The organism is Flaviramulus multivorans, assembly GCF_021728415.1.
Taxonomy (GTDB): Bacteria; Bacteroidota; Bacteroidia; order Flavobacteriales; family Flavobacteriaceae; genus Sabulilitoribacter; species Sabulilitoribacter multivorans.
The window spans coordinates 811,369-824,640 of the sequence record NZ_JAKKDV010000001.1 but is presented as its reverse complement, the minus strand read 5'-3'; the positions used below and the strand labels follow the sequence as shown (position 1 = coordinate 824,640).

Annotated in this window: 9 protein-coding genes; 3 read left to right on the top strand and 6 right to left on the bottom strand. The window is 33.2% G+C overall.

The features are described 5' to 3' along the window. Window positions 1-11 precede the first annotated feature (11 nt). On the top strand, window positions 12-503 hold the full coding sequence (locus L3X39_RS03690) for a DUF6646 family protein (protein ID WP_237230393.1): 492 nt from the start codon (window positions 12-14) through the stop codon (window positions 501-503). 175 nt (window positions 504-678) lie between these two features. Here the strand turns inward: L3X39_RS03690 and L3X39_RS03685 are convergent, their stop codons facing one another. After that, on the bottom strand, window positions 679-1,152 hold the full coding sequence (locus tag L3X39_RS03685) for a regulatory protein RecX (RefSeq protein ID WP_237230392.1): 474 nt from the start codon (window positions 1,150-1,152) through the stop codon (window positions 679-681). Between the two features lie 108 nt (window positions 1,153-1,260). On the opposite strand from L3X39_RS03685, the gene L3X39_RS03680 reads away from it, so the two are divergent. Next, on the top strand, window positions 1,261-3,561 hold the full coding sequence (locus L3X39_RS03680; protein WP_237230391.1) for a RemA C-terminal-like gliding motility protein: 2,301 nt from the start codon (window positions 1,261-1,263) through the stop codon (window positions 3,559-3,561). A 541-nt stretch (window positions 3,562-4,102) separates the two neighbouring features. On the opposite strand, the gene L3X39_RS03675 is transcribed toward L3X39_RS03680, so the two are convergent. The 4 genes from L3X39_RS03675 to gdhA form a co-directional block, all read right to left on the bottom strand. Further along, window positions 4,103-6,514 carry a TonB-dependent receptor plug domain-containing protein gene (locus L3X39_RS03675; protein ID WP_237230390.1) on the bottom strand — a complete coding sequence of 804 codons (2,412 nt, stop codon included), beginning with the start codon at window positions 6,512-6,514 and terminating at the stop codon, window positions 4,103-4,105. 2 nt (window positions 6,515-6,516) lie between these two features. Further along, window positions 6,517-7,236 (bottom strand): DNA repair protein RecO, encoded by a 720-nt coding sequence (gene recO / locus L3X39_RS03670; RefSeq protein ID WP_237230389.1) that lies wholly within the window; start codon window positions 7,234-7,236, stop codon window positions 6,517-6,519. Further along, window positions 7,236-9,587, bottom strand: coding sequence for a type IX secretion system anionic LPS delivery protein PorZ (gene porZ / locus L3X39_RS03665; RefSeq protein ID WP_237230388.1), 2,352 nt, complete (start codon window positions 9,585-9,587; stop codon window positions 7,236-7,238). Before porZ ends, recO begins: the two co-directional genes overlap by 1 nt. A 124-nt stretch (window positions 9,588-9,711) precedes the next feature. Beyond that, window positions 9,712-11,055 (bottom strand): NADP-specific glutamate dehydrogenase, encoded by a 1,344-nt coding sequence (gene gdhA / locus L3X39_RS03660; protein WP_237230387.1) that lies wholly within the window; start codon window positions 11,053-11,055, stop codon window positions 9,712-9,714. 202 nt (window positions 11,056-11,257) lie between these two features. Between gdhA and L3X39_RS03655 the strand changes: the two genes are divergently transcribed. Further along, a complete protein-coding gene (locus L3X39_RS03655) occupies window positions 11,258-12,088 on the top strand; it encodes a THC0290_0291 family protein (protein ID WP_237230386.1) in 831 nt (276 codons plus the stop codon). Here L3X39_RS03655 and L3X39_RS03650 read toward each other — a convergent pair. Then, window positions 12,085-13,224 carry a cystathionine gamma-synthase gene (locus L3X39_RS03650; protein WP_237230385.1) on the bottom strand — a complete coding sequence of 380 codons (1,140 nt, stop codon included), beginning with the start codon at window positions 13,222-13,224 and terminating at the stop codon, window positions 12,085-12,087. The two genes, L3X39_RS03655 and L3X39_RS03650, sit on opposite strands and share 4 nt — an antisense overlap. Window positions 13,225-13,272 lie beyond the last annotated feature (48 nt).

Sequence of the window (13,272 nt, the reverse complement as noted above, 5' to 3'; positions counted from 1 at the left end):
TAAATAAAACCATGAAACAATTCATCTTATTAGTATCTATCCTAAGTGTATCGCTTATAAACGCACAAGCTTTTATTGGAAGCGGAGACAACAAATTTCAAGTAGGTGCAAATTTTCAGGATAATGGCAACGGACTCAATATAAGTTATGATTTTGGTGTTGGAGATAATATGTCGTTTGGAATATCTTCTACCTATGTATTGGGTGTTGATGATGCTATTAATGCTGAATTTGATGACCGATTTGATGTAAAAGGCAGATTTAATGCCAACTTAGGCAATGTAATTAGCGGTGATCATAAATTTGATATATATCCAGGATTAAACTTTAGCCTTAAGAATTTAGGTGGCCATTTGGGTGCGCGTTACTTTTTTACAGATGGTTTTGGAATTTACACCGAACTTAATGTGCCTTTGGCTAAATACAATACAGAGGCTTTAACGCCTGCTGAAAAGTTGCACAACCAGTTTACATTAAGTCTTGGTGCTTCTTTTAATTTATAAAATCCATTGTCAATTCGAGTGAATTTTACGATTGAAAATGAGTAAAATTAGTATCGAGAATATGTTTTTGTTTACACAAGCTTGTTCTCGATACAATCCCGATAAAAAATCGGGACCACTCAAACTGACATCTAGATTCGTTAAATAACCTTTATTTGTAGCAGATTTAAATCGCTTATTTAACTAATTCATTAGCTTTTTCGTAGACTAAGTGCGTTTCAAAGCCTTTATACGACAGATAATCGATTAATTTCTTTCTTTTTTTATAAACGTTGGTTTCTTTAATTAAACGAGCCTTTTTTTCGGCTAACTCATTGAAAACCTCGATATACTCCTCATTTTCTATTTCAGTAAGTGCTTGATTTATATTAACTTTGCTTATGTCCTTTTTCTTAAGTTCATAAGTTAAACGGCGTCGGCCCCAAGCCTTTATTCTAAACTTACCTCGCACAAATGTTTTGGCAAAACGTTCTTCGTTAAGAAAGTTATGTTTTAAAAGATGAACTATAATCACATCGATAGCTTCGGGTATCATGTGCATAGATTCTAGTTTTTTTCTAACTTCTTGATGACAACGTTCTTGATACGCACAATAATGCTCTAGTTTTTTAGTAGCCTCTTGTAGTGTATATGTTTTTTTTGATTGCATATTTATGTCTCAAAAATAACAATTGAAACAGTAATAATTAGTAAAAAAAATTATAAAAAACCAAATCGACTGTACTATACAAAGTACATGTTTGAATACTTAACAGCTATGAAAAAAATCCCTCTCACCAAATCCCTCGCTTTTTTTGTTGCCTTTATTGGACTGATTCATTTTAATTTTGGACAAGAAATAGCTTCATTTAGTTCACTTCAAAATATAGGCTGTAGCGGAACCGTTTCTAGTGATGCAAATATAACAACAACTGGAATTTGTAGAAGTTCAGGTATAAACTTAAATGCCGGAGGAACATATAATTCTAGGGATTGGACAACCGCTGGTGTTATTGATGCAAATGATTATTTAGAATGGACTTTAACCCCGAATTCAGGATATCAAATTAGTTTGTCAACAATGAATATTACATATGATCGAAGTGGGCAAGGTCCGACAATGGTTGATATTCAGGTTGACACTGGATCTGGATTTACATCGATATTTACAGATGCGGCAGTTTCAGCAGGAAGTGAAAATAATAATGGAATAGACCTGTCTTCTATTATAAATGTTTCGGGAACTATAACATTTCGATTATATGCTTTTAATGCAGGAAGTGCGGCTGGAACTTTTGATATAGAGCAAAATACGGCTGTCAATAAAGGAATTGTTATTAATGGAGTTGTTACAGCGCTCCCTGGATGTGTTGGTTTAACATCTACTTGGAATGGAGCAGCTTGGTTACCAGCTGCGCCTACAACTAGTGATGCTGCTGTAATTAATGGAAATTATAATACTGGCGCAAACGGTAATTTTAGCGCCTGTAGTTTAACTGTAAATGCTGGTTTTACCTTAAACGTAAATGACGGTACTTTTATTTATATAGAAAATGATGCTGTAGTTGATGGAAATCTTATTGTTCAAACAGCTGGTAATTTTGTGCAAAATGATGACTTAGGGACTTTTACCGTAAATGCTGGTGGTTTAGCAAGGGTTAACAAAACAACTGCGCCAAAAGCACAATGGTACCATTATACGTATTGGAGTTCGCCGGTTGTTGGCGAAACCATCGCTGATGCATTCCCATTTACAGATGGTGATAGGCGTTTTTATTTTATTGCAGCTAATTATTTAGATACTGGTGGCAATGATATTGATGATAATGGTGATGATTGGGCTATAGCTACAGGAAGTGCCGTTATGCAACCTGGTGTTGGGTATGCAGCTACCGCTGGTAGATTTCATTTCCCTGGCGCAACAGATATTGCTTCGTTTGAAGGCCCTTTCAATACTGGCGATGTTTCAACGGGTATCTCATATAACGCTGCTAATATTGCTGGAAGCTGGAACTTTATTGGAAATCCGTACCCAGGCGCCATAGATTTTGATACATTTTATGCTGCAAATTCTGGAGTCGTTAATGGAGCCGCTTATTTTTGGTCACAGGCCACACCACCTGATACATCAAATCCTGGTCATCAACAAGAAAATTTTAGTCAAAATGATTATGCAACTTACACTGTTGGTAGTGGTGGTATTGCTGGAGCAAGTGGTGTTACGCCAACGCAATATGTTCCATCAGGTCAAGGATTTTTCATTACGAGTGTAGCTAATGGTAATGTAACATTTACCAACGCGATGCGTATGGCAGATGGCACCAGTAACTCTCAGTTTTTTAAGAATGCTATCACTAAAGGAAAAACGACTTCTAACGCCAATAGATTATGGGTTAATTTAACCTCAGACAATGGCGTGTTTAATCAAATTCTAGTGGCTTATGTTAATGGCGCGACTAATGACGAAGATGATTCGTCTTATGACGCTAAACGCCTCCTAAATGCTGATTTCCCTGCTGCTTTATATTCTATTATTGAAAGTTCTAACAAAAAGTTCGCTATTCAAGGAAAAAACCCTAATAGTTTAAATGAAGATGAAATTGTAAAGCTTGGGTTTGCAACAAATATTACGGTGCCTACTCTTTATAAATTATCAATTGCTCAAATGCACGGTGACTTTTTAAATAACAATCCTGTGTATTTAAAAGATAACCTATTAAATACAACGCATGATTTATCGGCTTCTGATTATTCATTTACTTCTGAAGTTGGTGAATTTAATGACCGATTTGAAATTGGTTATAGTGCTGCAGCTTTATCTACGGATGAATTTACTGTAAATTCAAATTCTTTAAGAATTATAGAGTTAGATAACAACCGCGTACAGTTTAGTACCTCGGATAATCTGAGCATTCAAAATGTGTTTATTTACGATCTTTTAGGAAGACAATTGTATGATTTTAAAGGACGAAACAGCACTGAAGTCTATACACTTTCTAATTTGAGTAGTACCATTTACATTGCTAAAGTAGCCTTATCAAATGGGAGTGTGATTACTAAAAAAGCAGTGAAAAAATAAACTGATTTAAGTTTATACATCAAAGCCGTAGTCTATAAGATTGCGGCTTTTTTTTATGCAATCCCAAACTTTTTATATGATTATTTATAAGCTCTATCCTTACTTTATAAATAGATTTCAACAAGATTTATCCTCTCTTATCAATTTAGACTTGTGTCAAATTATAAACCAAGAGTCATAATCCAGCAAACACCACTTTTTTCCTTTTGTGTAATTCAACAAAAAAATAGTCCATTTAGCAAATTTTTTAGAAGGAGATAAAATATCAACGTATGTTTGTTAAGTAATTGATATTCAGTATGTTGAATTGTAAAAAATGACGACAAACTGTAAATCACTACAAAAAACATGGATAAACAGAATACCATGTAAAAAACATCGATAAACGATTAATTAATTTAAAAAACAATAAAATGAAAAAAATTACACAAAAGATTAAAGTATTTATGAAGGCCTTAAAAGAGCTTGCTATTGCTGCATCATATGCAACGAATAGATAAAAAAGAATCTTGAATTGAATGATTTAACTCAAGGAAGAACTTTATAAACTATATTTCAAAGACAGTATAAAGTTTCTTCCTGCGGCAGCAATTCCTGATGAATATGTTTTATATCGTTGGTCTGTAATATTCTCTAAACTTGCCGTAATTGTTGTAGACTTATTAATTTGATACTGAGTTCTAAAATTAAGTGTATACCATGATGGACTGTAGGGGTTTCCGTTTACATCAAGCGCATAAATGTAATCTTTCTCGATTTCGGATGGTGCTAACTGATAGAAAGACAACTCGCCATTGTAATTTGCAAATACATCCAATTTAACATCACCCGAATCCCAAACCAAATGTGTGTTTCCAAAACTTGGAGCAGCATGTCGTACAGGTACTTCAATATTATCTTCCACCTCTGTACCACCAACAATATTGTATTGCGAGGTAAGTTTCAACTTATCAGTAAAATTTATTCTCGCACCAAGTTCAAAACCGTAAATCCATGCTTTTGAAGCGTTTTGTATCGCTTGTACATTACTCAATTCGCCATCATAAATAATTTCTGATTCACCATTTAAAGTAAAATCGCGTCTTACCAACGCATTATCTAAATAGGTGTAATAGGTATTTAAATCAAAAATCACTTTATCATCAAAATTTAGTTTTAAGCCTAATTCGCCGCCATATGCATACTCGGGTCTTAAAAATTCATTGGGAACAACCACTGACCCAGGTTCTGAATCGAAAACTTTACCAATATCATCAATATTTGGTGCTCTAAAAGCTGAAGAGGCGTTTAGTTTCCATTGAACCGTATTGTTTGGCGACCAACTAATTCCAGCAGTTCCTGTAAAGGCACTAGATTTGTTTTTGGAAACCTCAAAAGGTAAATTTAAATATTGATTGTTTTCGGTAAAATCGGCATTCGATATAATGTGATTAAAACGTACTCCCGACTGAAATACAAACTTAGTATTCGGTTTGTATTTTATGCTGGTATACGCCGCAATAGATTGCCAACTGGCACCGTTAGGATAGCGAGAAACTGTTGATGTAACGGTATTTGATTGTATATTTTCTTCTGTTCCGCTAGATTTTACTTTATTATAAATGTATTCAACGCCATAGAAAAAATCGGTTTTAACACTTAAGGTTTTATCTAAATCTAAACTAAATGAATAAGCATCAACCGCTTCCTCACGAATATTTCTTATAGAAGATTGATAGTCTCTATCCATTCTACTTTCCTGAAAATTTTGGTAGGAAACCGTTGCTTTAATTTTATCATAAAGGTTTGAGCCACTACTCAGTTTTGTAACTTGTAGGTTAGACATAAACCATTTTTGTGGCCCGTAATTCCATTCTGCCGACCTTAAAGTATTTCCTCGGTATCGTATTAAACGGTCGTAACGGGAAAAGTTGGATGTGGCGGTATAAAATAAGCCTAAATCAAAACTCAAATCTTCGTAAGGCTCAAAATGTGCTTTTTGCATAAGGTTTAATTGATTGTAGCCTGTTACCTTTTGCACCAAAGGATTACTGTTTTGAATTACAACATCACCTGTATTCGTAGCCAATACAAACTCTGGTCGTAAATATTCATCTGGCCCGTGACTTCCCATGCGTAAATCGCCAAAATCTGTATAACTTGCACTGGTAACAAATGCCCATTTTTTATAGCCCAAATTAAAATCGAAATGTCCTGTTTTTTCATCACTTGCGGTTGCATACCTTACAATAGCATTTGATTTAAACAACAAGGAATCTGTGTACGATAATTTAGGTTTTTGGGTATAAAAGCTCATAACACCACCAATGGCATCACTCCCATAAATTACAGAGCCTGAACCTAATGTTACCTCGGTATTTTGAATTGAAAACGGATCGATTGAAATAACATTTTGTAAGTTACCGCCCCTAAAAATGGCATTATTCATTCTTACACCATCAACCGTAATTAATAAACGATTTGTTGAAAATCCTCTAATCATAGGGCTTCCACCACCCAATTGACTTTTTTGAATATAAACTTGTCCTGAGTTTTCTAATAAATCTGCACTCGTTTGTGGGTTTGTAAATTCAATCCCTTTTGAATTGATATTGACTATTTTTTGAGGGATATCTTTTTTGTTTTGTTCGAACTTCGATGCTGAAATAACAATTTCGTTTAAATCTTGAGTATTAGAAAGTAAATACACCCTGTTTGAATTTCCTATTTCGGCTTTTGTAAGCGCTTTTAAAAGGTGAGATAAGTGTTTAAAATATATGGTTTCGCTGTCTGAAAAAATATCTAATTCGGCCTCACCTCTAAAATTTGTAACTACACTTTTTGATTTGTCAGCATTATAAATAGCAACCCCGTAAATGGGTTCTTTGTTTGAAGCACTTAAAACTTTAATATTTTGAGCATTTAAATAAACACTAGCAATAAAAAAAAAGAAAATACTAAAAGAAAGTTTCATGTTTAATTAAAAACTTGATTAAATATTTGTAGGGATTTGGGTATTTTAAAAGTCCCCAAATGTAATTGAAAATAAAGTAACATCATATTTAAAAATGATTGTCTTTGTTTCGAATTAATCTTCACGCTATTTAATGCATCAAATGTTGTGCCTAATAAGGTTTTTAGTAGGATTAAATTTTCTCCAGAGATTGAATATTTGCTGCTTTGTTTTGCTTCAAACTTACCTTCGCTTAAACTAAAAAATTCGTGTTCCATTTCTGTTTCATCGGGGTAAAACCCTAAATACTTTGTTAGTTTTAACAGAAATAATAAATGAAAATTAGAATATTGGTCCTGAGAATCTAACCATAATAATGAATGTTCTAAATAACTGTATAGGGCTTCGTTTTTCTCTTCTTCTTTTAGCGTATTTGATAATACTTCCGATAAAAACATAACGATGGAACTTTTTAAAACATGTGAGTGTAAACTCGCATAAATACCATTTAGTTTAGCTTCTTTTATGGTTTGTAATGACTTATTACTGTTATAAATTAGTTCTAATTGTAATTGAGATAGTAATTGAAAATACGCCGTTTTAGAGTTTCCCTTTTTACTTTTTAAGATGCCTCTTAATAAAAAACTTAAAACCCCTAATTGCTCTGTGTAACATTTAACAATAAGATCGTTGTCTTTGTATTTTAATTTTGAAAGAACAATTGCATTTGTAGAAACGAGCATTATCTAACCACCATTAATTTTAAAACTTTGGTTTCAAAAGTGTCTAAATCTGACAGCATAACGAGATAAACTCCAGAGGCTACAACATTATTTGCCAGATTTCTTCCATTCCAATAGGCAGTACCTCCATCAATTTCCAAATTATAACCCCTATATCTTTGATTAGTTCTAGATTGGGCTTCGGCAACCAAATTGCCTTCAATATCGGTAATTTTAATATTAACGTTTTCTGAAATGTCTTTAATTTTCACTTTGTCGTCTACAATATTAAAATTTGGTCGTACTGGGTTGGGGTAAGCATAAGCCTTTGATAAGTCTTCAAAAGGGCTAGAACCTCCTGAACGAAAAGACACCAATCCTTTGCTAGTTGCTATATAAACAACGCCATTTGAATCATCAATTGAAACATCTGTTATAGTGTTAGATGGTAATGGCGAATTATCTTTTGTAAAATGAAAAATGGTATTCTGCCCATCCGAAGAAAAATAAAATACTCCAGAATCATTCGTTGCCACCCATTTATTATTAGAACCATCAACCTCAATATCTGTAATAAATTGCTGAAACAATAACTCTTTTGCAATACCATCTTCTTCAATAATTATTTCATCTACAGTTATATTATCATCGGTAAAAAAACTTGAAGTATTATATAATACTCTTAGGCCTCTAAAAGTTCCAATCCATAGTTGATTGCGGTTGTCTAATGCCACCGCTGTTGCTAATTCTGTGGACATGTTTTCATCCTCTCTGTAAACCGCCTTAATAAGAGGGTTTCCTCCATTTTCATTATAACCAATTATCCCGAACTTATAAGAAGCTATCCATTTTGTGTTATCATTTCCAATAACTAAATCTGCAAATCCAAGATTTCCACCACCAAACCCATCAGGAATAATGTCAGTGAAACTGAAAGAATTCCATTGATTTGTGTCTGGGTTATATGATTTTAAAGGATTATCTATTCTGCTTGTTACTGTCCATAATAAGCCATTACTATCAAATTCTGAAGCTCCAACTCTTAAGTCTTTATAGTTGGGATCAGTTGGTAAAATTAGAGATTCTAATCCGCTATTTGATTCGTTATATAAAACAGTAGGTACATCATCATTAACTTCTATTAAACCGCTAAAAAATGAGCTAATAAACGCTTGATTATTTTTAAATGGGTTTACGGCAATTTCGTTTAAACATTTTGCGTCGAATACTTCACTATATTTATTATTAATCCATGTATCATTTCTTAAATGACTAAAACCACGGTTGTTTAATGGGTATGGATTATAAAAAAAATTATATTCTCCAAAAGTTACCCAAATACCATTAGGTTCCGCTTCCACAGAAAATGGTATGTTTAGTAGTGGTCCTTCTGGATGAATTTCTTCAAAAACAGTTGGGTTTGATAATGGAGTTTTCAAAATCCCAAAATCAACCGTTCCAACGTAAATATAATCTGCGTCTACAGTTGCTGAAGTATATTTTGTATTGTACAATGGGTCCATATTGACTTGAGAAACAACAGTGAAATTTGAATCATATACAAAAACATTATTCTGAGTTGTAACAACTAAATTTCCATTGTCAGCTCTTAAATCTAAAGGTAAATCAGAATAAAAAAATCTTTCGGTAAATGCATCATTAATAATTTGATATATTCTTCTATTAGAGTTTATAGCATAGAGTTTATCTATCTGAGTTTCAATGGCAACCCAATTTCCCGAATTAATTAAAGTCCAATTTTGAAAGTCTATTAAATTTGGATTTGATATTTGGGCTTTTCTTATGCCGTTTCCATCCATACAAGAAGCATAGATATTATCATTAAAAATTGTGGTTTGGGTCACCGGTATTTGAGAACCTCCATTACCAATAAAGTAGGTGTCTCCAAATTCTAGTCGTTCTAAATCAAAAACAGAGATACCAAAATTGGTTGAAATGTATAAAACACTTTGATAAGGGTTAAAATGATTAATACGCTTATCCGTTGGTGGGATAGTAGGTTTGTCAATAATATCAACAATTGTTAAAATGTTTTCATCATTATCAAAAGCTATTTCGATTAATCCATTTTCATATCCAATAACTAATAATTGGAATGCTTCGCTATAATAAATTGTTGAAATAGTTTCACCTGAAAGCCCATGAACAGTAGTTAGTTCGTCAATCTCATTGGTTTGAGTATCTAGAGTAAAAATTGCATTATCCGAAGCCGCATAAATTTTATTATTCCCTTGAGAAAAGTCTTTAATGTGATTATATGAAAAATGCCCTTCCCAAAGTGCAGAAAAGTCTTGAGAATAGTTAAGAAAAGGGGTTATACAAATAAAAAATAAAACTAATTTCTTATACATGGATATCATTTGGACGCTCAAATATATTTATAACTAACGAGTTTTACTTTAAAATAATATATTTTAAAGTAAAAAAGCTTCCCTTTTTCAAGGAAAGCTTTAATATAATTTTGAGTTAAAGGTTTTAAACAATACCCTGAGCCAACATAGCATCGGCTACTTTTACAAATCCAGCAATATTTGCGCCTTTAACGTAATCTACATAGCCATCTTCATCTTTACCGTATTGAAGACACGATTTATGAATATCAGACATTATATCTTTTAATTTATTATCTACTTCCTCTCTTGTCCATTTATATCTTAAAGAGTTTTGTGTCATTTCTAAACCTGAAGTTGCAACACCACCTGCATTTGAAGCTTTTCCTGGTGCAAATAATATTTTAGCTTTATGGAAAGCAGCTATTGCTTCTTTAGTTGAAGGCATATTTGCTCCTTCACTTACACAAATACATCCGTTTTTTAATAGTGTATTGGCATCATCCTCATTAAGCTCGTTTTGAGTTGCACATGGTAACGCAATATCACATTTTACCTCCCAAGGTGTTTTGCCTTCAACAAATTTAGCCTTAGGATAAGACTTTAGGTAATCGCTTATCCTACCCCTTTTTACATTCTTCAATTCCATTACAAAGGCAAGTTTTTCTTCATTAATTCCGTCAGCATCATAAATATAACCTGATGAATCTGAAAGTGTTAATACCTTTCCTCCTAATTGCAATACTTTTTCAGCTGCATATTGAGCAACGTTACCAGATCCGGAAACTACTACATTCTTACCTTTGATACTGTCACCTTTAGTTTCTAACATTTTTTGTGCAAAATAAACGTTTCCGTAACCTGTGGCTTCTGGTCTAATTAAAGAACCTCCCCAAGACATGCCTTTACCTGTTAAAACACCTGTAAATTCATTGTTCAGTTTTTTATACATTCCGAAAAGAAACCCGATTTCTCTAGCTCCAACGCCTATATCTCCAGCTGGAACATCGGTATTTGGTCCAATATGTCTGAAAAGTTCCGTCATAAAAGCATGACAAAAACGCATAATTTCGTTATCACTTTTCCCTTTAGGATCGAAATCGCTACCTCCTTTACCACCACCCATAGGTAATGTTGTCAAACTATTTTTAAATACTTGTTCAAAAGCTAAGAATTTTAATATACTTGCATTTACTGTTGGGTGAAAACGCAAACCGCCTTTGTAAGGACCAATAGCAGAGTTCATTTGAACTCGATATCCTCTATTTACTTGAATTTCTCCCGTATCATCAACCCAACAAACTCTAAATGAAATTAATCTCTCTGGTTCAACCATTCTAAGTAGAATGTTTTTACCATAGTAAATATCATGTTCAACAATATAAGGGATTACAGTTTCTGCTACCTCTTCAACAGCTTGTAAAAATTCTGGTTCGTGACCATTTCTTTCTTTTACTTGATCTAAAAATGCTTCAATGTTGCTCTTCATATACACACGAATTATATTGTGTTTTTATTAAATAAATAATTTATCGCCACAAATATACGTTATCTTTAAAAATAATGACATTTATTTTAAAAATTCGCAATGGATATTTTTAGGATTATTGCCTAATTCTATTAATATTTGTTTGTTTAGTCAGTTTTTATATATTTGTTGTTAATAACGCCTCAAGAAAACGAACCTTATTATGCTTAACTTGAAACATTTAGCTTATGCTTTTTGCATGTTTGTTATCGCTCAAACAGTAAATGCTCAGCTAGGATTCTCTCACGAAATAGGCGTTATAGCTGGCCCCGTACAATTTCGATCAGATTTTGGTAGTCGAAATGAAGGTGAAACCAATTTTGGTAACATGGGCATTGGTGTAGGTATTATACATTACATTAACTTTTCATATAGAGCAGATTGCAACTGCTACACTACCGATACTTATTTTAACGATCACTTTAAATTAAGAAATGAAATTTCTTGGAATAAAACTAAATTAAATCACCTTGGTCAATGGGTTGGGCCGGACAATATAACTCCAGATGCTGATAGACTTAGGGCTCAGAGTGGTGTTGCTAAAAATTTAGATATTGGTACGCAGATTGAATTTTTTCCATTAAGTATTCGTTCATTTCAAGCTTTTGGATATAGATTTGCTCCATTTGCAAGTTTAGGTGTTCATTATACGTTTACTTCTCCTGAAGCCTATACAACATATGGAAATGGTAATGTTTATGATGAAACAAATATTTATTCGTTCTGGTATTTTGATGATAGTCGTTTACCTCCTGTTCCTTCAGGTGAAGTAAGGCAATATCCCATTGACGATAGTCAATTTTCCTTATGGTCAATCGTATCTAGTGTTGGCGTGCGTTATAAACTTGACAAACTATCCGATTTAATGTTAGACGTTAGGTGGCAATACTATTTTAGTGATTGGGTTGATGGCCTTAACCACGAACTAAGTTTTAACAAAAAAAATGATTGGTTGGTCTGGGTAAATATCGGATATATCTATTATTTAGATTAACCTAGTGCTTGTTTTAAGTCACCTATCAAATCATCAATATCTTCGATTCCTACACTTAATCTTATTAAAGAATCAACCACACCTGTTTTTTCTCGTTCCTCTTTAGGAATACTCGCATGTGTCATACTTGCTGGATGACCTGATAAAGATTCAACACCACCTAAGGATTCTGCCAAAGTAAACACTTTTAAATTTTCAACAATCTTAATCGCTTCTTTATAGTTATTCCCTTTTGTTGTGAAGGATATCATACCTCCAAAATCTGTCATTTGGCTTTTCGCTATATAATGATTCGGATGGTTTTCAAACCCTGGCCAGTATACCTTTTCAATTTTAGGATGACTTGCTAAATACTCAGCAACTGCCTTACCATTTTCGCAATGGCGTTGCATTCTAACATGTAATGTTTTAATACCTCTTAATACCAAGAAGCTGTCTTGAGGGCCACAAATAGCACCACTAGCATTTTGGATAAAATATAACCTGTCCGCTAAATCTTTATCTTTAACTATTAAAGCTCCCATTACCACATCACTGTGACCGCCAAGGTATTTTGTAGCTGAATGCATGACGATATCTGCACCTAAATCTAAAGGCTTTTGCAAATAAGGTGTAGCAAAAGTATTATCAACAGCTAATAGGATCTTATGCTTTTTTGCAATGCCTGAAGCCGCTTTAATATCGATAATATTCATCATAGGGTTGGTTGGTGTTTCAACCCATATAAGTTTTGTGTTTTGATTTACAAAGGCTTCAATATTAGAAGCGTTTTGCATGCCTATAAAATGGAATTTAATACCAAAATCCTGAAATATTTTAGTGAATAATCTAAAAGATCCTCCATACAAATCATTCGTCGAAACAACTTCATCACCAGGTTTTAAAAGTTTTATTATGGCATCAATGGCTGCTAATCCAGACCCAAAAGCAAGACCATAGTTACCATTTTCAATACTTGCTAATGCATTTTCTAATGCATTTCTGGTTGGGTTATGTGTTCTGGAATACTCATATCCTTTATGTCCGCCTGGAGTAGTTTGAGCGTATGTTGATGTTTGATAAATAGGTGGCATTACTGCTCCATAAGCTTTATCATGTTCTTGACCTCCGTGAATAACTTTAGTATTAAATTTCATTTTTCTTTTTAATTTGTACAAATGTAAGTTTTAATTCGGTGTATTCAA

What these genes read in the sequence shown, in the direction of transcription:
- L3X39_RS03685 (WP_237230392.1), bottom strand. Translation starts at nt 1,152, where the DNA reads ATGCAATCAAAAAAAACATATACACTACAAGAGGCTACTAAAAAACTA.
- L3X39_RS03675 (WP_237230390.1), bottom strand. Translation starts at nt 6,514, where the DNA reads ATGAAACTTTCTTTTAGTATTTTCTTTTTTTTTATTGCTAGTGTTTAT.
- gdhA (WP_237230387.1), bottom strand. Translation starts at nt 11,055, where the DNA reads ATGAAGAGCAACATTGAAGCATTTTTAGATCAAGTAAAAGAAAGAAAT.
- L3X39_RS03680 (WP_237230391.1), top strand. Translation starts at nt 1,261, where the DNA reads ATGAAAAAAATCCCTCTCACCAAATCCCTCGCTTTTTTTGTTGCCTTT.
- L3X39_RS03690 (WP_237230393.1), top strand. Translation starts at nt 12, where the DNA reads ATGAAACAATTCATCTTATTAGTATCTATCCTAAGTGTATCGCTTATA.
- L3X39_RS03655 (WP_237230386.1), top strand. Translation starts at nt 11,258, where the DNA reads ATGCTTAACTTGAAACATTTAGCTTATGCTTTTTGCATGTTTGTTATC.
- recO (WP_237230389.1), bottom strand. Translation starts at nt 7,236, where the DNA reads ATGCTCGTTTCTACAAATGCAATTGTTCTTTCAAAATTAAAATACAAA.
- porZ (WP_237230388.1), bottom strand. Translation starts at nt 9,587, where the DNA reads ATGTATAAGAAATTAGTTTTATTTTTTATTTGTATAACCCCTTTTCTT.
- L3X39_RS03650 (WP_237230385.1), bottom strand. Translation starts at nt 13,224, where the DNA reads ATGAAATTTAATACTAAAGTTATTCACGGAGGTCAAGAACATGATAAA.